We start from the raw sequence: 20628 nt of genomic DNA, 5'->3' as shown, positions 1-20628 counted from the left end.
GGGGCTGCCAGGGCCGGCGGATGGGTGCACACTGGCAGGGAATGGCAACCGGGAGAACGCCCATGCGCATCCTGACCATCCTTCTCGTCGGCCTGGCCGTGGCGGCCACGGCCCAGGCCGACTCCTGGCTCTACCCCAGCCGCAACAGCCCGCCGCCGGCGCCGCTGGTCGACCTGGACGCGCAACAGCAGCAGATCGACAGCCTGCAGCGCCAGGCCGAACAACGCCGCGCCCAGCAGCAGGACCAGCGCCTGCAGTACGAGGACCAGCGCCTGCAGCTCAAGCAGCAACAGCTCAAGGACCAGCAGCAGTCCCTGGACCGCCAGCGCCAGCAACAGCGCCTGCAGGACCAGACGATCGAGCGCCAGCGCACCGACCTGCAACAGTTCCGCCTGCAGCAGCAACAGCAGCAGCTCGACATGCAGCGGCGGATGATCGACAACCAGCGCCGGCAGACCCAGTCGCGGCCGCTCCGTTGAACGGCGGCGCGCGGCGGGGGCGGCGAAACCCGATATACTCCGCCCCCGTTTCAGCCGTTTCCGCAGAGGACCCCACCATGGCCAGCGCCTACCTTGACCACCACCTCGCCCTACTGCAGCACCTGCGCATGATCCTTGGCGCCCTGGGCGAAGCCGAGCAGGTCCCGGAGGAGAACCACGGCCTGTTCCTCGAGCGCTTCGACGAACTGCTGGAGGAACTGCCGCGCGACCCGGTGGGCGCCCAGTACCTGGGCCAGGACCTGATTGCCCAGACCTTCCATCGCTACCCGCAGATCGCCCACCTGGTGCCGCGCGACCTGCTGTGGTTCTTCGGCGGCGACTGCCTGCACTTCATGCCCGACGAAGAAATCGACATGTACCAGCAGCTGGACGAACGCCGCTTCGCCGCCGAGGAAAACGGCGTGCCCTTCGACTGGAACAAGGAAAAGGCCCTGCTGGCGCTGCCGGAAGGCTCGGCCAAGCATTGAGCCGACACCGGGGCGCCACGTAGGGTGAATAACGCGAAGCGTTATCCGCCGATCGCGGACAGAGTCCGCTCCTACGCCGCCCCACCCACGCCATTTCCATTGTAGGAGCGCGCCCTGCGCGCGAAATCGCGGGCAGGGCCCGCTCCTACAGTATGACTCCGTCCGCGATCCAGCCATCAGGCCGCCCTACCCCTCCTCCGGCACCCGTATCCGGTGGCAATCCTTGATCTCCCGCAGCGCCAGGGTCGACTGGATCGAGGCGATCCCCGGCTGCTTGCGCAGCACCTTCTCGACGAACTCCGCGTAGGCGTCCAGGTCCTTCTCCAGCACCTGCAGGAGGAAGTCCGCGTCGCCGGTGATCTTGTGGCACGCCAGCACCTCCGGCAGCTCACGCACGGTCGCCTCGAAGCGGTCCGAGGCGTCGTCGGAATGGGCGGCGAAGCGCACGTGGACGAAGGCCAGGATGTCCAGGCCCAGGCGCCGGCGGTCGAGGTTGGCCTGGTAGTCGCGGATGTAGCCCTCCTCCTCCAGGCGCTTGCGCCGCCGCCAGCAGGGCGTGACGCTCAGCGCCAGGCGCTCGCTCAGCTCGGCGTTGGACAGGCTGGCGTCCTCCTGCAGCAGGCGCAGCATCGCCAGGTCGGTGGCATCCAGGCTGGCCAGGCTGGAATTTCTTTTCTTCATTCCCTTCATCCTGAGTCTGTCTTTGCGCAGAAGACTAGCCCATGCAGTCGGAAAGCACAGTTATTCCTGGCCAGCGGCATAGACTGACCCCAGGCGCCCGATGAACGCGCGGCGCTCCCACTCAGGAGGATGGCAGCATGACCCGTTATCTGGATGTGCAGGACGTTGGCCGACTGCTCGGCGAGATCGGCCCGGGCGCGGCGATCCGCGCGATGGCCGGCTACATCGAGGCGGACTACCGACGCTGGGACGAATTCACCAAGTGCGCCCGCGTCGCCAACCATTCCGCCCTCGGCGTGATCGAGCTGATGCCCGCCGACGACGGCAAGCTGTATGCCTTCAAGTACGTCAACGGCCACCCGAAGAACCATCGCGTCGAGCTGCCCACGGTAATGGCCTTCGGCGTGCTGGCCAGGGTGGATACCGGCTACCCCCTGCTGCTCGGCGAACTGACCCTGACCACCGCCGTGCGCACCGCCGCCACCTCGGCGCTGTTCGCCGGCTTCCTCGCCCGGCCCGACGCCCGCAGCATGGCGCTGATCGGCAACGGCGCGCAGAGCGAGTTCCAGGCCATCGCCTTCCATGAACTGCTGGGCATCGAGGAAATCCGCCTGTTCGACATCGACCCGGCGGCCACCGCCAAGCTGCAGCGCAACCTCGCCGGCCTGCCCGGCCTGAAGCTGGTGGTGGCGGGCTCCGTGCGCGACGCGGTGCGCGGCGCAGACATCGTCACCACGGTCACCGCCGACAAGACCAACGCCACCATCCTCACGGCCGACATGCTCGAGCCGGGCATGCATATCAACGCCGTGGGCGGCGACTGCCCGGGCAAGACCGAGCTGCAGGCCGAAGTGCTGGAACGCGCGCGGGTGATAGTCGAGTTCGAACCGCAGACACGCATCGAGGGCGACATCCAGCAGATGCCGGCGGACTTCCCGGTGATCGAGTTCCAGCGCATCCTCGCAGGCAGCACCGAGGGCCGGCAGAACGCCGAGCAGATCACCGTGTTCGACTCGGTGGGCTTCGCCCTGGAAGACTTCTCCGCCCTGCGCTGGCTGCACGACGCGGCGCGCGAACGCGGCATCGGCCGCGACATCGAGCTGGTGCCGCGGCCACAGGACCCGAAGGACCTGTTCCAGTTACTGCAAGCCCCTCAGCCAGCAGCACGGGCAATTGGCTGAAGGCCGCAGAAACTTATAAGCGGCACGATACAGGGAAGACCATCGACCGCCGGGGCAACAAACGCTCAGGGTAACTGGATGCCCGCTGGTCCAAGGCAACAACGGCTCTCACCATGAACAATACCGGGCTGACTGGCCATTGATGGAGGTTCCCGCCTCATACGCCCGTCGAAGAGACAGGCGTATGAGATTGCGAAGCCATCGCTAAGTCAGACAAGCCGATCCAACGTATTAGCACGTGTACGCTTGGCCTCATGCTTCAGGCCATGGATACCTGCCACCTCGCCCTGACAGCCAGCATCCCTGAAAGCGATACCAGCAACAGGACGAAAAACACGCCGGCAATCGCCAGGTTCGACTCCAGCGGCAGGGTACTGACGACACCCGAGGTCAACGCCCCGAACACCAGCATAAGGCAACCCTGCAGACTCGCCGCCACCCCTGCGCGGTCGGGGAACAACGACATGGAGCGCGCCATGGCATTAGAGAAGATGAAGCCCTGGCCGAAGGCAATGAGCATGATGCCACCGAGGATGTTCGTCAGACTCAACGCATCCGGCACTGCAGCGATGCTGATGATGCCCAGCAAGAACAGCCCCAGGCCCGTCCACATCAGCGTCTCCGGAAAGACGACGCGGATCAGAACACGATTGAGCAGGGTTCCTGCCAGATAGCAGCTGCCCACCCCCAGTGCCGTGGTACCGAAGTATTGGGCGCTATGGCCCAGGCGCTCCTGGACGATATGCGGGCCAAACACGTTCCACAACAGGAAGGCCGAAAAGCTCGAGCCGAGAATGATCACAGAGGCGCAGAAACGGCTGTCAACGAGGATGAAGCGATACCCTCCAACGATCTGCAGCACACTACGCCGGGCAACTGGAGCGAGGGATTCCTTCAGCCCGGCCAGTACGAACGCCAGCACAATCACGGCATAGGCCGCATACAGGACGAAGTTGTAGCGCCAGCCCAGGTGCACCTCGATCACCCCCCCCACGTACGGCGCGACGACCGGTCCCAGGCCGAAGGCCAGGCTCAGGTAAATGATCGCCACATAGAAGCGAGGCCCCTTGACGACGTCCACCAGCAAGGCCCGAGCAACCACCTGGCATGCACCGATGGCAAAGCCTTGCAGGGCCCGGGCCAGTAACAGCATGTCGATGGAGGTCGCGACCGTGGCCAGCAAGCTACCCGCCAGGAACACGGAAAGCCCCAGCAGCACAGCCGGCCTGCGGCCTCGAGCATCGGCCATGATGCCGAAGAACAGTTGGCCGATGGCATAGAACAATAAGGTGATGGTAATGGTGTTCTGCATGAGCGAGGGGCCAGCCCCCAACTCACGGCCCATGGAAGGAATGCTGGGCGCATACAGGTCGATGGCGATACCACCGAGGCTGTTAATCAGCGGCGCCAAAAAGACGATGAAATTCTCGTAACGCTTGTTCGCGTTCATGGCTATCTCCGGAATTCCGGGCGTGGGTATGCCCGGAATGGGATGTGGTTAGGCAAATTTCCGACTGGCGAAATGAGACTGGGCTACTGGTTGCGTGGGCGCCGTGAGCCACGCGATGGGGGATGACAAACGAGCGGCTACTACCCGTGGTGCCTGATCGTAATAGGTGCCCCAATTGACACCTGGGTCCTTGACACGACTGCGCTCGGCACCGCCGAGGTCATCGAGGTTGTCAACAATCGGCGCCAGGAGTTGGCGTACCTGCGCTGTCGCGGTCAGTACCACCAGCCCAAAATTGCGTAGCGCCAAGGCCTTGATGACATTGTCGAGCAGGTACTTGCCTGCCCCGCTGCCGCTTTGGAACGAAGAGAAAGCACCGATTTCGGCAATGCGTGCACGGTCGATCGCATAACGCTCGTCCAGCTCCTCGTCCAGGTAGTACTCGCTGAACAACTTGCCGGAATCACCGTAGCTAACGCCTGCACAGGCATAGCCCGGAGCGCCGCCATTCGAGTTGGTCAGGCAGACGAACACGTCGGGCCGGGGCTCCGGTGTCGCGCCGTAGTGCTTGAGGTAATGAGCGTGCACCGCCTCCTGCAGACAACGGTAGCCGGGGCAGCCCTTGTAGAAATTACGCACGAGATACATGGCCATCCCCCTAAACATACATCTGGTCGATGAAATGGGCCTCTATCTCGGCGCGCCGTGGCCGACCGGTGACGGTGTAGAACTGGTCACGGAAGCTGGCGATATCGTCGATAACGCGGATACGCCTTACCCGGGCGAAATCGGCAAGCCGGTGCTCCAGGCGGGCCATCTCCTCGCGCACCCGTTCCTGGTCAGAAGTGCTGAGCACAACGGCACATGGCTCGTCCCGTCCTTCGCCCATGACGATTATGTCGTCCACCACCGGGCTTTCCTTGTAGACGCTCTCCACCCATTCCGGAGAAATGTTGCGAGCAGTGGAAAGGATGATCACATGCTTCTTGCGCCCGGTGATGTAGAGGTAGCCGTCGCGCAACTCGGCAATATCACCGGTGTGCAGATAACCGTCGGACAGATCGCAGGCGGTGTCGTCGGCGTTGTAGTACCCTGCGCATAGCGTCGGCGTCTTCACCAGTAACTCGCCATCGACCAGCTTGGGCTCGATGCCGTCGAGCAACTTGCCTGCCGATCCTATGCGACGCTCAACGGGCGAGTTCAGCGAGATGATCGAAGAGTTCTCGCTCAGGCCATACGCCTCGAACACCTGCACGCCTCGAGCGTCCAGGACTTCCAGCACGCTGACCGGAATCTTCGCACCACCTGTGATGATGTGCGGGCGCAGCGGGCCGAACAGTTCCTCCACCGAACAGTGCTCGAGCAACAGGTTGGCCTCCTCCAACAGCTTTGGCGGCAGATAGAGAAAGTTGGGTTGGTTAGGCGCAATCAGCTCCAGGTACTGCCTGGCATTTCCACTCGCGGCGCCGTATTCGGCCACGCCTTCGGGCATGAGTGTCAGGGTGCCGCCAGACAGAACCGGAATGAACACCCCCAGCACCTGCTCGATCAGAAGGCTCATTGGCACGATCGAGAAATAATGCAGTGGTTGCTGTGGCAGGCGCGCCATTACATTGTCGACCAGCAACCCGACCGCCTCGTCCCGGATCATCACCCCCTTGGGGCGGGAAGTGGTGCCGGAGGTATGGATGATCGACACGATGCCCGCCGGGATCAACTCATCTTGCTGACACCATGCCTCGCCGACCTCCTCGTTCATCAAGCGCTTGGGAATGAAGCAAGACTTGCCCGGGAAAATGTTGTGCAAGCGGCTGGCAGTCCTTTCATCGCTCACAAACACCGCTGTAGCCTTGCCCAGCAGACTGCCGATCTGGTCATCGGAGAACTCGATAGGTACGGGCAGCAGCACACCGCCAACCTGCTGAATCGCCAACAGGGTGTAGATCCACTCATAGCAGGAACGCATGGCGATCCCGAACACTTTGCGTTCGCAATGCCCCACACGACCTTCCAAGGCGCATGCCAGGCGCATTACGTCCCGACGCAACTCCTGCAGCCTATAAGCACGGCCATTCATTTCCCGAATCACCACACGGTCGGGTGCGCTCGCCAAATAATCTTGCATTTTCCTGCTGATCATTGGCTGTTCCCCCCATGCCGATAGCTCTGGGCACCAAAGATCCGGCGGGAAGTATCGTCCAGCCGACGGCGACCGTGCATAACACGGGTGTTGTCAATGACAACGATGTCGCCCTTTTTCCAAAAATGGCTGTAAGTGTTGCGCGCAGTTATTTCCTTGATCTCGTCCCAGATATCCAGCGAAATATCTTCACCATCGGCCCATGTAATGAGTGGAGGCTCGTAGTTGACACTGGGCCCAAGCATGGAATTGCAAAAAGCTTTCCTGCCGCTAAAGCGGCTTATTTCCAATGCAGAGACAACAAACTCCGAAGAAATAAGATTTTGATCAATGCGTTGATAAGCCTGACCTTTCACATGTTCGTTAACCTGGTATAAATGCTCATCCGTAATATCTTCGATCGGCAGGTTCAACTCGATACTGAGGAAGCGCTTTACATTTGCCCAGGGAATACGCCGGACATAACGGATATCGCGACTTTCGAAGTGCTTGCGGGTTTTCGCCGAAAGCTCAAACAGTACTCGCCAGCCGTCGCACATCGTCGTTTCGGATCCTACCAGCGCAGGCTCCAGGCAATAGAACCACTGCAGATCGGGATTAAATGGTAGGTTGCCGTTCTCACGATGCAGGCCCATCTCGTACACGCCCGCTTCGATTTCCGCAGTGTTCGAAGTCGCGGCCTTGCGCGCCGGGTCGAAGGTGACACGTGATGAATGCGCACTGACGAGGTTGTTGAAATCCTCGAGCGTATCGGCAAAGTCACGATAGATCACTGCACCGCTATGAGCGAGATCGCCATAGAGTGTTTCGCTGTTGATCGAGTCGGAAACACGCAGTCCCGACTCGACAGCATAGACACATTCGAATCCATAGCAGGGCACAGGCTGCCGATAAAATGGAAAAACTACCGACTGGACTTTATTTAGCATCTTCAATTCCTCTTCCTATTGTGAGCAGGCAGTAGTCTTGACCACCTGGGCAAATACACAATAAGTTAGTTTTCGAAGATACTGGTTTTAAGAAATCTAAATGCCTGTAGAAAATTTAAAAGTACATTCTCAGCGTTCTATCAGCATCCCCCCGGCCACGTCGTGAACCAGCTTGCGCAGACTGGAAATGTCCTTGCTCTGTCCACGACTCCGAGCCCAAACCATGTCTAATGTGAAGGAGGGGAAGCCCATCGGCGGTTGGCAGACCTTCAGTTCCTGCGGAATGCGTAAATACGGCAGAAGACGCGCGGGCATCGCTACGGTCGAAGGCACCGCAGCAACGATGTTGACGCAAGCCTGATAACCATTCGCCCGTACCAGAACATTGCGCGAACGGCCGACCTTTTCCAGCCAACTGTCAACCATGTTCTTCTCCGAGATCCACGGTGTCGGAAACACCTGAGGCGAAGCGCAGAATTCATCCAGGCTCATGGCCTCTTCGCTGGTGAGTGACGCTTGGCTGGTCAAGCACACAAACTCATCGTTGAGCACCGGCTGCCATTGCAACTCCGGATGCATCTGGTGATAACCAGGCCCGAAGCCAATGGCGATATCGATGTCGCCAGAGATCAGCCGATCTACCGGCAGGTCACGGCTCAATCGTTCAAGGTGCAGAGAAGTATTCGAAGCATGGGCGCTTGATAGCACGGCCAACGCCTGAGACAGAAACAACAGCTCGAAATACTCGGGGGCGCATAGCTTCCAGATCTTGCGCTCCGTCAGGGGCGAAGCTTCACCAATGCCCTCTGCGCAGCGGTTGACCGACTCGACCACCATCCGCAGGTAAGGCGCGATCTTTTCCGCCTTGGTGGTAGGTTTCAGTCCCCCTTGCGACGAAGCAAACAATGCGTCGTCGAAGCAACTGCGCAAGCGCTTGAGGCAGTAGCTAACAGTGGGCTGACTGACGTTCATGAGCTCGGCGGTACGCTTGGCGCTACGCTGCTCCAACAGGTTGAGGAACACCACGATGTCCTGCAAATCCAGCTGCTTCAGATAATTGCTGTGAAGCATGAAAATTCCTCCTGAACTTTCTGGCTCATTCGGCTGTGCAAATCCTCGGTGGGATGGGCAGCAAACATCTGCTTCAACAGCTTCAACAATCGACAAAAACCTCTAGTCGATCAACAGCTTATCCTGCGTGATCAGAGCAACTGATAAGCTGCATTCGGTGCAGTCGTCAGCAATAGGTTCAACCATGGCCATACGATCGAGCCTGGCAAGATGGCCTATCATGCCCCTGCAGCGATAGGCGGCTCGGTCAGTGCGAGCAGATGGCTGGCTCTTGCACTGCCCTTCCTCAGGAACAACAAGACTCTGCCGCTGAGCTGGACCAAACATTGAGGATTCATCCTATCCCCGGTCAATGCAAAGTAAGTGAGGCACTGAGATATAAGAGACTCCTTAAAGGGATGACCATCGGAACAAGCCTATATTCCCGTATGTATTTTCCTGCTATGTGTGGGAATGCGATCTAACACCCTCATCATTACTCACCATCTCACGACGACCCAATACCCGCACCAACAAGATGCAGCTCTAGCACAGCGGCAAGTTGGTGGCCGACTTCCCGGCGAGTTGCCCACCGACTAGGCGTGCTACTAGTTGCAGCCCCCAATGGCAAGCCACCGAGCCCAGCAGTACTACTTTCCGACAATAGCTGCTGGCTACCACTGGTGGTGGCCTAGGCAGCCACTAGCCGATCCGGCATCGGGAAGCCCGGATCGGCCGGCCTCTCGATCACTCCAGCACGTTGAACTGGATGCGCTGGTTGCGTGCCCTGCCCGCCTCGGTGGCGTTGCTGAACAGCGGCTGGCTGCGCCCGTAGCCCCTGGCCTGCAGGCGGTCGGGCGTCACGCCCAGCTCCACCAGGCGCGCCACCACGGCCTCGGCGCGGGCATGGGAGGCCTGCTGGCTGCTTTGCGAATCGCCGCTGTCGTCGGTGTGCCCGCCGACTTCCACGCGGGTGCCCGGCGGCGCCTGGCGGATGGCTTCGGCGGCCTCGGCCAGCACCTCGTCGCTGTCGCGGCTGATGGTGATCGACTGGTTGTCGAAACGGATGCCCAGCTGGTTCAGGGCATCCGCCAGCTGCTGGGCGCCGGAACCCGGCGGCAGGCCGCTGAGGGCGGCCAGGGTGCGGTTCCACAGCCCCAGGAACTCGAAGCCGCCGAAGGTCTCGCGCAGCTTCTGCGACAGCTCGATGCGCTCCGCCTGGGTCAGCAGGGTGGAATCCATGCGGATGCGCTCGCCGTTGAAGCCCAGCTTCAGCCCTTCCACCTTCAGTTCCGGCAGCAGCTCCAGCAGGCCATCGAGCCAGGCCGCCGGCGCGGTTTCCCGCTTGACGCGGATGTCGCCCCTCAGGTGCTCCGCGCCGAAGACCTCCTTCAGGCGCCCCAGCAGCGAGGCGCGCTCGTCGATGCTGGCGAGCTGGCCGTTGATGCGGACCTTGCCCTCGCGCAGTTCGAGCATGAAGCGCGGGGCCTCCGCGACCGCGCTGGCCTCGGGCTGCGGCGCCACCTCCACGGCGGCGGCCACCCGTTCCTGGGCCACAGGCATGGGCGAGCACTGGCGAAGCGACAGGCCCACGGTGAGCAGCGACAGCACCAGCACCCCGCCGAGCCATGGCGCCAATAGCAGCCGCCGCCCATTGTGCCGCGGCTGCACCGGCTCGGGGGCCGGTGCCTGCAACGCCGGCAGAAGCTCCGCGGTGTCGGCCATCAGCACCGTCAGGCCGGAGGCCCCGGCGTCGGCCTGCCCACCCGCGGCGTCGATGCCGGCCAGCAGCTCCGGCAGGCAGGCGGCGACCGCCTCGGCCAGCTGCTCGTCGGGCAGCCCCAGGTGACGGGCGAAGCGGCCCAGGGTCGTGGCATCGAACACCTGCTCCAGTTGGGCGCGGTCGAGCTCCCGGGACGGGTCGCCCTCGAGCCAGGCCCCCAGCCCCTGCCGCTGCAGGTGCTGGACGAAGCCATGCCAGCCGCCACGCTGCTCGTCGAGCACCCGGTGGGCCAGCAGGCCCAGGAGCTTGCCGGCGCTGTCCGGCGCCATGCCGAAACGGCGGACGAGCGCCTCCAGGAGCCGCCCAATGAAATCGTCATGCATAGAAGAACCACTCGAAATATCGATCGACCCGTGCGGGGTCTTGCGGCCGCACGGTCCTGCGCTGCCGCCCGGGCGAGGGTGCGCGCCGGGCAAGCCTGGCTATCACAGCAAATCCCCCCGGCGGACCAAATAAGGGCAATCCGAATTCACCCGCCGGCGCCCGCATTGCCAGGGGCGCGAGGAAACGTCTCACCGCTGGCCGCGCCCGCGCCTTATTCCACCGGCCGGGCAAGCCTTGCCAAGCTGGCGGAACACTTCGCCCAGGCGCTCTCGCAGGACACCCCAGATGCCCCACCTCCCTCCGATGACCACCGGCCATGGCGGCCTGCGGCTGCGCTCGGGCAGCGTCCTCGTCCTGCTGCTGGTGCTGCTGGCGGGCCTGGCGCCCAGTAGCCAGGGCCAGGGCGGCCAGCGCACGGCGAAGGGCGAGGTGGAAAGCTTCGTGCGCCGGCTGTATGGCGACGAGGGCCCGGGGGCGTTCTCCGCCGATAGCGGCGAGGCGCGGGCCCGGCGCTGGCTGAGCCCCGCACTGGCGCAGGCGCTGGCGGCCTACCGTTCGGCCCGCCACGCGGGGCCGGGGCTGCTGGAGAAGGACCCGCTATGCCTCTGCCGGCGCTCGCGGGCGCTGGAGCTCGAGCAACTGGACGTCAGCCTGGCCGGCGACGGCCGGGCCACGGCCCGGGTGGTCCTGGTGCACGAGCAGTGGCGGCGCGGCGTGCGGCTGCACCTGGTCAGGCGGGGGAAGGCCTGGCGCCTGGACGACCTCGCGCAGCCGGCCCTGCCGAGCCTGCGCCGGGCGCTGGAGCGCGCAACGCGGGGCACGCCGGCCAGCGGGGGGCCGCCTGCCGATGGAGGAAGGGGGCGCGGAAACGAAAAAAGGCTGCCCTGAGGCAGCCTTTTTTGCTTGGATCACCGCGAGGGCGATCCGGATTGGAGCGGGAAACGAGACTCGAACTCGCGACCCCGACCTTGGCAAGGTCGTGCTCTACCAACTGAGCTATTCCCGCATCAACTTGTTGCAACCCCCAGCTTCTGGCCGGAGGGTAACGCCATTTCGCTTTCCGTTCACCGCCGGGGCGATGACCGAGAATCTGGAGCGGGAAACGAGACTCGAACTCGCGACCCCGACCTTGGCAAGGTCGTGCTCTACCAACTGAGCTATTCCCGCAATGGCGTCCCCTAGGGGACTCGAACCCCTGTTACCGCCGTGAAAGGGCGGTGTCCTAGGCCACTAGACGAAGGGGACGCGGCCCGGAACTTACAACATTCTTTCCGGCTTCTTCGCTTTGCCTTTCGGCTTTCGCGTCGAAGTGGCGCGCATTCTATGGAGCCTTTGGAGGGGCGTCAACCCTTCCGGAAAAAATTTTTTAAATCAAAGACTTCTGGTCAAATTTCGATCCGCCGCTATGAGCAGTGTCAGCGAGCCATTACACTCGGGAAAAATCCTTCAGGGAGTTTCCAAGGTGTCGCCACTCGTCATCACCGCCCTGGTCGTCGCCGGCATCGTCATTCTGATCGCCATCGTCTTCATCAACCAGCAGCTGGAAAACCGCAAGCTGGAGAAGGCCCGGGAGAAAGCCGACCTGCAGGATCGCTTCCGCCGCTGCGGCGCCATCGCCGAGAGCCTGCCCGGCCAGTTCATCTCCGCGGACCTCAAGCTGCTGCTCAGCCGTTTCGAACTCAGCCTGGGCGAACGCCTGCTCAAGCTGGAAAAGACGCCCCAGGTGGCCGAGCGCGTCGCCGAGCTCAACCGCCTGGTGGGCCAGGGCAGCGCCATCGAGGTGCGCAACGCCCCGCAGCTGATCCTCACCGAGGCCAAGGCCAAGGAAGTGCGCTTCCTCTTCGAGGGCCTGCACGCCCAGGTCAACCGCTTCGCCCAGGACGGCCTGCTGCCGCGCAACGACGCCCAGCGCTGGCTGAAGGAAATCCGCCACCTGCTCACCCAGCTGCATATAGAGTTCTTCACCAACATCGGCCAGCAGGCGCTGCAGCAGAACCAGCCCCGCCAGGCCCGCCTGGCCTTCGAGCGCGGCGTACAGTACCTGCAGAAGCAGGCCGACCTGGGCCGCTACCAGGCCCAGCTGAAGCAGCTGGAACAGCAGCTCGAGCGCGCCAATGCCCTGGTCCTGGAAAGCAGCCAGCCCTCCCCCGAGGAAAACACCGAGCTGACCGAAGGCCTGAAGGCGCTGGACGAAGACGACATTTGGAAGAAGAAGAATCTCTACGACTGAGGAGACCCGCATGAGCCTGACCCTCTACGGCGCCGCCCTATCCCCCTTCGTCCGCAAGGTCCGCCTGTGCCTGGCGGAGAAGGGCCTGGACTACCAGTTGGAGAACGTCGACCCGTTCAACCCGCCGGACTGGTACGCCGACCTCAACCCGCTGCGACGCATCCCCGCCCTGCGCGACGGCGACATCACCCTGGCCGACTCCAGCGTCATCTGCCACTACCTGGAAGACCGCGATCCCCAGGCCACGCCCCTGTGCGGCGGCAGCGCCGTGGCCCGCGCGCGGATCAGCTGGCTGGAAAAATACGCCGACTACGAAGTGGCGCCCCTGGCCACCTTCACCGTGTTCCGCAACCGCGTGCTCAAGCCGCTGATGGGCAAGTCGTGCGACGAGTCGGCGGTGGAAGGTGCGCTGCAGGAACGGCTGCCGCAGCACTTCGACTACCTGGAAGGCTGCCTGGGCGATGCCGACTACTTCGTCGACGACCGCTTCAGCCTGGCGGACATCGCCGTGGCCTGCCAACTGGTGAACATGCGCCACGGCGGCGAAAGCCTGGATGCCGGGCGCTGGCCGCGCCTGGCCGCGCACTTCGACCGCATGCTGCAACGCCCTGCCCTGCAGGCGGTTCTCGAAGGCGAGGGGCGCATCATCGACAAGATCCGCGCCCGCATCGCCCAGGCGCCGGCCTGAATAGAAAGACGCCATGCAATTCCCTTGTAGGAGCGCGCCCTGCGCGCGAAATCGCGGGCAGGGCCCGCTCCTACAGGTGCGGGGGCAACGCCGTGCATAGGAGCACGGAATCGAGCGAGCAGGCCTGCGGCCCCCTCACCCTAACCCTCTCCCGGAGGGAGAGGGAACCGTTCGGAGTACATGGGTGTTTCGGCGTTAGCCGGCTAGCACAGGGATCCCCAGTTGAAACCAGGCCTCTTCTCGGCACGGACTAGCTCCCTCTCCCCCCGGGAGAGGGCTGGGGTGAGGGGAAAGCCCGAGCGCCGATGCCATTCCCCTGTAGGAGCGCGCCCTGCGCGCGATTTCGCGGGCAGGGCCCGCTCCTACAATCCGCGGTTCAGCAATCGGTCAGGCGCAGGAAGATCCCGGCCAGGTGCTCGATGCCGGCCTGGTCCTCGGCGCTGAAGCGGCCGATGCTCGGGCTGTCCAAGTCGAGCACGCCGATCAGCCGGCCATCCTTGACCAGCGGCACCACCAGTTCGCTGTTGGAGGCGCTGTCGCAGGCGATGTGGCCCGGGAAGGCGTGCACGTCCTCGACCCGCTGCGTCTGGCGGGTACGCGCCGCGGCGCCGCACACGCCCTTGGCGAAGGGTATGCGCACGCAGGCCACCTTGCCTTGGAACGGGCCCAGCACCAGCTCCTCGTCCCTGTTCAGGTAGAAGCCGGCCCAGTTCAGGTCGCCCAGCTCATGGAACAGCAGGGCGGCGAACTGCGAGGCGTTGGCGATGAAGTCGCGCTCGTCGGCGAACAGCGCCTCGGCCTGCGCCGCCAGCAGCGCGTAGCCACCCAGCCCGGCGCCGGTCTGTTGCAGGTCGATCATGGTTCTTCTCCTTCGAGCAGTTGGCGGCCCACCCAGTAGCGGGCGAATTGATAGGCACAGCGGCCGTTGCGGTTGCCGCGCCCGAGGGCCCAGCGGATGGCTTCCTTCTCCAGCGGTTCGTCCCAGGTGAAGGCCAGCGCGGACCTGCCGGCCAGCACCTCCACCCAGTGCCGTACCACCTCCAGGAAATGTTCCTGGGTGAAGGGATAGAACGACAGCCACAGGCCGAAACGGTCGGACAGGGCGATCTTGTCCTCCACCGCCTCGCTGGGGTGCAGTTCGCCGTCGACCATCTTCCAGTTCTCGTTGTCGCTCTGCTTTTCCGAGACCAGGTGGCGGCGGTTGGAGGTGGCGTACAGCAGGACGTTCTCCGGGGCCTGCTCCAGCGAGCCGTCGAGCACGCTCTTGAGCACCCGGTAGTCGCCCTCGCCGGCGTCGAACGACAGGTCGTCGCAGAACAGCACGAAGCGTTGCGGCAGGCCGTGCAGTTGCTCCACCACCCGCGGCAGGTCGGCCAGGTGGTCGCGCTCGATCTCGATCAGGCGCAGCCCGTCGTGGGCCAGCGCGGCCAGCAGCGCGCGCACCAGCGACGACTTGCCGGTGCCGCGGGCACCCCACAGCAGGGCGTGGTTGGCCGGCTTGCCGGCGACGAACTGGCGGGTGTTGCGGGCCAGCTGCTCGCGCTGCTTGTCCACGCCCAGCAGGTCGTCCAGGCGCAGGTCGAGGTTCACCTGCAGCGCCTGCAGGTAACCGCTGCGGCCATCGCGGTGCCAGCGGGCGGCCAGGCAGCGCTGCCAGTCGATGGGCTCGCGCAGCGCCGGGAGCAACGGCTCCAGCCGGGCCAGCACGTTTTCCGCGCGGGCCAGGAAATCATTCAGACGGGAATCCACGGCTTTCTCCCAGGAGTCTTCAGCGTACCGACGCTGGTATTCGGTCATGTCACAGAGATGGCATCGCCTCTGCCGACAGCCTATCGGCTTGGGCTATGCTAGGCGCCAGAAAAGCACTCTCGAGGCGAAGTCCCGCACCTCATGGATATTGCGCTTACCCATCGCCTCTCGTTCAAGCAGGCCAGCCTGACGGTGCTGGTCGCCTTCATCCTCGGCACCCTGCTCAGCCTCATCCAGGTGGGCGTCGATTATGCCAGCCAGGACGCCTCCATCAACCGCGAAGTACGCGCCCTGCTGGACGTCAGCCACAACCCGGCGGCGCGCATCGCCTACAACATAGACGCCGAACTGGCCCAGGAACTGGTGGTGGGCCTGCTGCGCTCGCCGGCGGTGATCCGCGCGGAGATCATCGACAGCGCCGACGTCGCCCTGGCCAGCGCCGGCCGGCCGCCGGCGGAGAGCCGCCTGCGCCCGCTCAGCGACTTCCTCTTCGGGCACATGCGCGTCTACGAGGAGCCGCTTTACATAGAACACCAGCCCCGGGAATCCCTCGGCGTGCTGCGCCTGGAGATCGACACCTTCGTCTTCGGCAACGACTTCCTGCGCCGCGCCGGCATGACGCTGATCTCCGGCTTCGTCCGCAGCCTGCTGCTGTCGCTGATCCTCCTGGTGCTGTTCTACGGCCTGCTGACCAAGCCGCTGGTGAGCCTGATCGAGGTCCTCGCCCGCCACGACCCGCGCTCGCCCACGCGCCTGCGCCTGCCCTGCCCCCACGGCCACGAGCGTGACGAGATCGGCGTGCTGGTGGAGGTGACCAACCGCCAGCTCAGCCATATCGCCGTGGAGATGGAACAGCGCCGCGAGGCCGAGGACCGCCTGACCCGCTACCTGGCCGAGCTGGAGAACATAGTGGCGGCGCGCACCGCCGAGCTGAAGGCGGCCAACGCCCGGCTGACGCAGTCCAACCAGCAACTGGAAAGCGCTCGCCTCAACGCCCTGGACATGGCCCAGGCCCGCGCCACCTTCCTGGCCAACATGAGCCACGAGATCCGCACCCCGCTCAACGGCCTGCTGGGCATGCTCGGCCTGGCCCTGGACGGCCCGCTGAGCCCGGAGCAGCGCCAGCAGCTGTCCATCGCCCACGACTCGGGCAAGGTGCTGGTGGACCTGCTCAACGACGTGCTCGACCTGTCCAAGTTCGAGTCCGGCCAGTTGGAGCTGGAGAAGATTCCCTTCGACCTCGCCACCCTGGTGGAAGACACCGCCAGCCTGCTGTCGCAGAACGCCGCCCCGGCGGTGGAGCTGACCTGCCTGGTCAGCCCCGAACTGCCGGCGCAGCTGGAGGGCGACCCGACGCGGGTGCGGCAGATCGTCAGCAACCTGCTGTCCAATGCCCTCAAGTTCACCCGCCTGGGCCGCGTCGACCTGCGCGTCGAACCCTGGGAGGACGGTGTGCGCATCAGCGTCCGCGACACCGGCATCGGCATCGCCCCCGACGCCCTGCAGCGCATCTTCCAGCCCTTCACCCAGGCCGACGCCGGCATCACCCGCCAGTTCGGCGGCACCGGCCTGGGCCTGGCGCTGACGCGCAAGCTCTGCGAGGCCATGCAAGGCGAGCTGAGCGTCAGCTCGCAACCGGGCCTGGGCAGCGAGTTCGCCGCGACCCTGCCGCTACCCGCCCTGAGCCCCGCGCAGGCGCTGGAGCCCCTGAGCGGCAAGGTGATTGCACAGTGCCCGGCCAATAGCGGCCTGGCCGAGCTGTTGCAGGCCTGGCTGCCGCGCTGGGGCCTGGACTACCGGCGCCTGGACATCGACGCCAACCTGGTGGGCGTGGAGCTGGACGTGCTGCTGTCCGACTGCCCGGACTGCCTGGTCGGCCTGCGCCGGCACCTCAAGGAGCGCCCGGTGCTGCTGGTCACCGCCTACGGCAGCTTCGTCGAGGCCGAGCTGGCGCAGCAGCTGGCGCCCCTGCGCCAGCTGGCCCGCCCGCTCAGCCGCACCACCCTGCACCAGGCCCTGGAGCAGGCCCTGCGGCGCCAGGCACTGCAAGCCCAGCGGCAGGCGCCGGGCAAGGCCCCGGAGCAGTTCGCCGCGCGCGTGCTGCTGGTGGAGGACAACCCGGTCAACCAACTGGTGGCCAGGGGCCTGCTGCAGAAGCTCGGCTGCCGGGTGCGGGTCGCCGCCGACGGCGAGGAGGCCCTGGCCGCCCTGGCCCAGGAAGACTTCGAGCTGGTACTGATGGACTGCAACATGCCGGTGATGGACGGCTACGAGGCGACCCGCCTGATCCGCCAGGAGCCGCGCTGGAAGGACCTGCCGGTGATCGCCCTGACCGCCAACGCGCTGCCCGACGAGCGCGAGCGCTGCCGCCTGGCCGGCATGGACGACTACCTGGCCAAGCCCTTCCACCGCGACGAGATGGCGGCGATGCTGGAACGCTGGGCCCAACCCCGGCTGAATGCCTGAGGCCGGCGGCGCCTCAGGGTTCCAGCGCCAGCAGTTGCCCGAGCAGGTCGTCCAGGCGAACGCGCAACTCGCCCATGGCGTCGAGGTCCAGGCCGCTGGCGCACAGCAGCGCCTCGCGCAGCGGCGCCACCTTCTCGCGCAGGGCGATGCCCTCCCCGCTCAGGCCCAGGTGCACCTCGCGCTCGTCCTGCCGCGCCCGGCGGCGCTGTACCAGGCCGAGCTGCTCCAGGCGCTTGAGCAGCGGCGTGAGGGTGCCGGAGTCGAGCAGCAGGCGCTCGCCCAGGGCCTTCACGGTCGGCTGCGCGGGCGGGCGCTCCTGCCATTCCCACAGCACCAGCATCACCAGGTACTGCGGGTAGGTCAGGCCGAGGGCGTCGAGCATCGGCCGGTAGCCGCGGATGATCGCCCGCGAGGCGGCATACAGGCGGAAGCACAGCTGATTGTCCAGCAACAGCGCCTGTTCCGGTTCGCGGCGGCTCATCGCAGCAGCGCTTCGATCTCGGCGGCGAGTTCCTCCGGCCTGGTCAGCGGGGCGAAGCGCTTGACCCGGCTGCCGTCGCCGCTGACCAGGAACTTGGTGAAGTTCCACTTGATGCCCTGGCTGCCCAGCACGCCCGGCGCGCGCTTCTTCAACTGCACGTAGAGCGGGTGGGCGTCGGCGCCGTTGACGTCGATCTTCCTGAACAGCGGGAAGCTGACGCCGAAGTTCAGCTCGCAGAACTGCGAGATCTCGCCCTCGTCGCCCGGCTCCTGCTTGCCGAACTGGTTGCAGGGGAAGCCCAGCACCACCAGGCCCTTGTCGCGGTACTGCTCCCACAGTGCCTCCAGGCCCTTGTACTGCGGGGTGAAACCGCACTTGCTGGCGGTGTTCACCACCAGCAGCGCCTTGCCGCCGAAATCGGCCAGGGTCTTCTGCTCGCCCTTGATGGTCGTGCAGGGGATGTCCAGCAGTACGTCGCTCATGGAAATGGCTCCGGAGAAGTGGGGGTGCGAGCAAGATAGCGCCCAATTAAATTGTACACAATTTATTTCTGCCGAAAAAAGGCCCGCTGGTGACCAGCGGGCCTCGCGCCACTCAGGCCCCGTCGCGCGGCACCAGCTTCAGCGACGCCGAGTTGATGCAGTAGCGCAGCCCGGTCGGCCGCGGCCCGTCGGGGAAGACGTGGCCCAGGTGGGCTTCGCAGGCGGCGCAGCGCACCTCGATGCGGTGCATGCCGTGGCTGAAGTCCTCCAACTCGGCGATGGCCTGCTTCGACACCGGCTGGAAGTAGCTCGGCCAGCCGCTGCCGGAATCGTACTTGGCGTCCGAGTCGAACAGCGCCGCGCCGCAGCACACGCAGTGGTAGATGCCGGGGGTCTTGGTCGCGTAGTACTCGCCGGTGAAGGCGCGCTCGGTGCCGCCCAGGCGGCAGACGTGGAACTGCTGTTCGTCGAGCTCCTCGCGCCAGCTTTCCAGGGGCTTCTCGATCTTTTCCATCGTTGTACCTCGCAAGCTTGAAAAAAGCCCGTCCGCGCCCTTTCGCGGAAAACGGGCCGCACGTATGATGCGTGACGTCATCGCCGGATGCAGAATCTGCCGCTCAAGGGATCATCGACGATAAAAAAGCCTTTTTATGGGCTTTTTTTCGTTCGTTTCTCCGTCAACCAGGCGTTTTTTCAGTTTAACCGCCAGGACGCGCGACATTCCGCACCTCGTATTGACGCCAGTCTGTCACCCGCGTTACAGCCTGCCAAGCCGGGCCCGGCCGCGGGAACCTTCATTTCGGGAACGCCACATCATGCAGGTCAGCAAATCGAACAAGCTCGCCAACGTCTGCTACGACATCCGCGGGCCGGTGCTCAAGCACGCCAAACGCCTGGAAGAGGAAGGCCATCGCATCCTCAAGCTGAACATCGGCAACCCGGCGCCGTTCGGTTTCGAGGCCCCCGACGAAATCCTCCAGGACGTCATCCGCAACCTGCCCACGGCGCAGGGCTACAGCGACTCCAAGGGCCTGTTCAGCGCGCGCAAGGCGGTGATGCAGTACTACCAGCAGAAGCAGGTGGAAGGCGTCGGCATCGAGGACATCTACCTGGGCAACGGCGTCTCCGAGCTGATCGTCATGGCCCTGCAGGCGCTGCTCAACAACGGCGACGAGGTGCTGATCCCGGCGCCCGACTACCCGCTGTGGACCGCCTCGGTATCGCTGGCCGGCGGCAAGCCGGTGCACTACCTGTGCGACGAGCAGGCGGGCTGGTTCCCCGACATCGCCGACATGCGGGCCAAGATCACCAGCAACACCAAGGCCCTGGTGCTGATCAACCCGAACAACCCCACCGGCGCGGTCTATTCGAAGGAAGTGCTGCTGGACATCGTCGAACTGGCGCGCCAGCACAACCTGGTGATCTTCTCCGACGAGATCTACGACAAGATCCTCTACGACGACGCCGTGCACATCTCCACCGCCTCCCTGGCGCCGGACGTGCTCTGCCTGACCTTCAACGGCCTGTCCAAGGCCTACCGGGTGGCCGGCTTCCGCTCCGGCTGGATCGCCATCTCCGGGCCCAAGCACAAGGCCCAGAGCTACATCGAGGGCCTGGACATCCTGGCCAACATGCGCCTGTGCGCCAACGTGCCCAGCCAGCACGCCATCCAGACCGCCCTGGGCGGCTACCAGAGCATCAACGACCTGGTGCTGCCCGGCGGCCGCCTGCTGGAACAGCGCAACCGCGCCTGGGAACTGCTCAACGACATCCCCGGGGTCAGCTGCGTCAAGCCCATGGGCGCGCTCTACGCCTTCCCGCGCATCGACCCCAAGGTCTGCCCGATCCACAACGACGAGAAGTTCGTCCTCGACCTGCTGCTGTCCGAGAAGCTGCTGATCGTCCAGGGCACCGCCTTCAACTGGCCGTGGCCGGACCATTTCCGCGTGGTCACCCTGCCCCGCGTCGACGACCTGGAACAGGCCATCGGGCGCATCGGCAGCTTCCTCGGGAGCTACCGCCAGTAA

General features: G+C 64.6%; 19 protein-coding genes, 3 tRNA genes and 1 pseudogene. 8 read left to right on the top strand and 15 right to left on the bottom strand.

Features of this window, described 5'->3' with window-relative positions:
- Nucleotides 1-62 precede the first annotated feature (62 nt).
- Nucleotides 63-479 (top strand): PA2816 family glutamine-rich protein, encoded by a 417-nt coding sequence (locus DK254_RS27445; RefSeq protein ID WP_109936355.1) that lies wholly within the window; start codon nt 63-65, stop codon nt 477-479.
- Nucleotides 480-556: 77 nt separating this feature from the next.
- Complete coding sequence (locus tag DK254_RS27440) at nt 557-967, top strand: PA2817 family protein (protein WP_109936354.1); 411 nt, start codon at nt 557-559, stop codon at nt 965-967.
- A 186-nt stretch (nt 968-1153) separates the two neighbouring features.
- Here the strand turns inward: DK254_RS27440 and DK254_RS27435 are convergent, their stop codons facing one another.
- Nucleotides 1154-1648 (bottom strand): Lrp/AsnC family transcriptional regulator, encoded by a 495-nt coding sequence (locus DK254_RS27435; protein ID WP_089391658.1) that lies wholly within the window; start codon nt 1646-1648, stop codon nt 1154-1156.
- 137 nt (nt 1649-1785) lie between these two features.
- Here DK254_RS27435 and DK254_RS27430 point away from each other — a divergent pair, with 137 nt between their 5' ends.
- Nucleotides 1786-2829, top strand: coding sequence for an ornithine cyclodeaminase (locus tag DK254_RS27430; protein ID WP_109936353.1), 1044 nt, complete (start codon nt 1786-1788; stop codon nt 2827-2829).
- 259 nt (nt 2830-3088) lie between these two features.
- Here the strand turns inward: DK254_RS27430 and DK254_RS27425 are convergent, their stop codons facing one another.
- The 6 genes from DK254_RS27425 to DK254_RS27400 all read right to left on the bottom strand — a co-directional run bounded on the left by DK254_RS27425 (nt 3089) and on the right by DK254_RS27400 (nt 10504).
- Nucleotides 3089-4279, bottom strand: a complete 1191-nt coding sequence (locus DK254_RS27425; RefSeq protein WP_109936352.1) for a multidrug effflux MFS transporter — start codon at nt 4277-4279, stop codon at nt 3089-3091.
- Between the two features lie 48 nt (nt 4280-4327).
- Complete coding sequence (locus DK254_RS27420) at nt 4328-4927, bottom strand: thermostable hemolysin (protein WP_109937318.1); 600 nt, start codon at nt 4925-4927, stop codon at nt 4328-4330.
- Nucleotides 4928-4937: 10 nt separating this feature from the next.
- The gene (locus DK254_RS27415) at nt 4938-6419 is read right to left on the bottom strand and encodes an AMP-binding protein (RefSeq protein ID WP_109936351.1); all 1482 of its coding nucleotides are present in this window, start codon (nt 6417-6419) and stop codon (nt 4938-4940) included.
- Entirely contained in the window at nt 6416-7348 is a 933-nt protein-coding gene (locus DK254_RS27410) for a TauD/TfdA family dioxygenase (RefSeq protein ID WP_109936350.1), read from the bottom strand. Before DK254_RS27410 ends, DK254_RS27415 begins: the two co-directional genes overlap by 4 nt.
- Nucleotides 7349-7477: 129 nt before the next feature.
- Nucleotides 7478-8419, bottom strand: coding sequence for a LysR family transcriptional regulator (locus DK254_RS27405; RefSeq protein WP_109936349.1), 942 nt, complete (start codon nt 8417-8419; stop codon nt 7478-7480).
- 726 nt (nt 8420-9145) lie between these two features.
- The gene (locus tag DK254_RS27400) at nt 9146-10504 is read right to left on the bottom strand and encodes an OmpA family protein (RefSeq protein ID WP_109936348.1); all 1359 of its coding nucleotides are present in this window, start codon (nt 10502-10504) and stop codon (nt 9146-9148) included.
- A 286-nt stretch (nt 10505-10790) separates the two neighbouring features.
- Between DK254_RS27400 and DK254_RS27395 the strand changes: the two genes are divergently transcribed.
- Nucleotides 10791-11393 carry a hypothetical protein gene (locus tag DK254_RS27395; RefSeq protein ID WP_146219655.1) on the top strand — a complete coding sequence of 201 codons (603 nt, stop codon included), beginning with the start codon at nt 10791-10793 and terminating at the stop codon, nt 11391-11393.
- 42 nt (nt 11394-11435) lie between these two features.
- On the opposite strand, the gene DK254_RS27390 is transcribed toward DK254_RS27395, so the two are convergent.
- From DK254_RS27390 to DK254_RS27380, 3 genes are all read right to left on the bottom strand, one after another.
- Nucleotides 11436-11511 (bottom strand) — tRNA-Gly (locus tag DK254_RS27390).
- A gap of 85 nt (nt 11512-11596) precedes the next feature.
- A tRNA-Gly gene (locus tag DK254_RS27385) sits at nt 11597-11672 on the bottom strand.
- A gap of 2 nt (nt 11673-11674) precedes the next feature.
- Nucleotides 11675-11750: transfer RNA gene (locus tag DK254_RS27380), tRNA-Glu, on the bottom strand.
- Between the two features lie 217 nt (nt 11751-11967).
- On the opposite strand from DK254_RS27380, the gene DK254_RS27375 reads away from it, so the two are divergent.
- Both DK254_RS27375 and DK254_RS27370 read left to right on the top strand, forming a co-directional pair.
- Nucleotides 11968-12735, top strand: coding sequence for a hypothetical protein (locus DK254_RS27375; RefSeq protein WP_109936346.1), 768 nt, complete (start codon nt 11968-11970; stop codon nt 12733-12735).
- A gap of 10 nt (nt 12736-12745) precedes the next feature.
- Nucleotides 12746-13423, top strand: coding sequence for a glutathione S-transferase family protein (locus DK254_RS27370; protein WP_109936345.1), 678 nt, complete (start codon nt 12746-12748; stop codon nt 13421-13423).
- A gap of 376 nt (nt 13424-13799) precedes the next feature.
- Here the strand turns inward: DK254_RS27370 and DK254_RS27365 are convergent, their stop codons facing one another.
- Together DK254_RS27365 and DK254_RS27360 are read right to left on the bottom strand one after the other, a co-directional pair.
- Complete coding sequence (locus DK254_RS27365; RefSeq protein ID WP_089391670.1) at nt 13800-14282, bottom strand: GAF domain-containing protein; 483 nt, start codon at nt 14280-14282, stop codon at nt 13800-13802.
- Nucleotides 14279-15172, bottom strand: a complete 894-nt coding sequence (locus DK254_RS27360) for an ATP-binding protein (RefSeq protein WP_109937317.1) — start codon at nt 15170-15172, stop codon at nt 14279-14281. Before DK254_RS27360 ends, DK254_RS27365 begins: the two co-directional genes overlap by 4 nt.
- 95 nt (nt 15173-15267) lie before the next feature.
- On the opposite strand from DK254_RS27360, the pseudogene DK254_RS27355 reads away from it, so the two are divergent.
- Nucleotides 15268-17638, top strand: a pseudogene (locus DK254_RS27355) (ATP-binding protein).
- Nucleotides 17639-17651: 13 nt separating this feature from the next.
- On the opposite strand, the gene DK254_RS27350 reads toward DK254_RS27355, so the two are convergent.
- The 3 genes from DK254_RS27350 to msrB all read right to left on the bottom strand — a co-directional run bounded on the left by DK254_RS27350 (nt 17652) and on the right by msrB (nt 19115).
- Entirely contained in the window at nt 17652-18119 is a 468-nt protein-coding gene (locus DK254_RS27350; protein ID WP_109936343.1) for a MarR family winged helix-turn-helix transcriptional regulator, read from the bottom strand.
- Complete coding sequence (locus tag DK254_RS27345) at nt 18116-18601, bottom strand: glutathione peroxidase (RefSeq protein ID WP_109936342.1); 486 nt, start codon at nt 18599-18601, stop codon at nt 18116-18118. The genes DK254_RS27350 and DK254_RS27345 overlap by 4 nt, the downstream gene beginning before the upstream one ends.
- A gap of 112 nt (nt 18602-18713) precedes the next feature.
- Nucleotides 18714-19115 (bottom strand): peptide-methionine (R)-S-oxide reductase MsrB, encoded by a 402-nt coding sequence (gene msrB, locus DK254_RS27340; RefSeq protein ID WP_109936341.1) that lies wholly within the window; start codon nt 19113-19115, stop codon nt 18714-18716.
- 301 nt (nt 19116-19416) lie between these two features.
- On the opposite strand from msrB, the gene DK254_RS27335 reads away from it, so the two are divergent.
- Nucleotides 19417-20628, top strand: a complete 1212-nt coding sequence (locus DK254_RS27335; RefSeq protein ID WP_109936340.1) for a pyridoxal phosphate-dependent aminotransferase — start codon at nt 19417-19419, stop codon at nt 20626-20628.

The sequence above is a fragment of the Pseudomonas sp. RW407 genome, from assembly GCF_003176655.1.
GTDB lineage: Bacteria > Pseudomonadota > Gammaproteobacteria > Pseudomonadales > Pseudomonadaceae > Pseudomonas > Pseudomonas delhiensis.
This window is presented reverse-complemented; position numbering and strand designations above follow the sequence as displayed.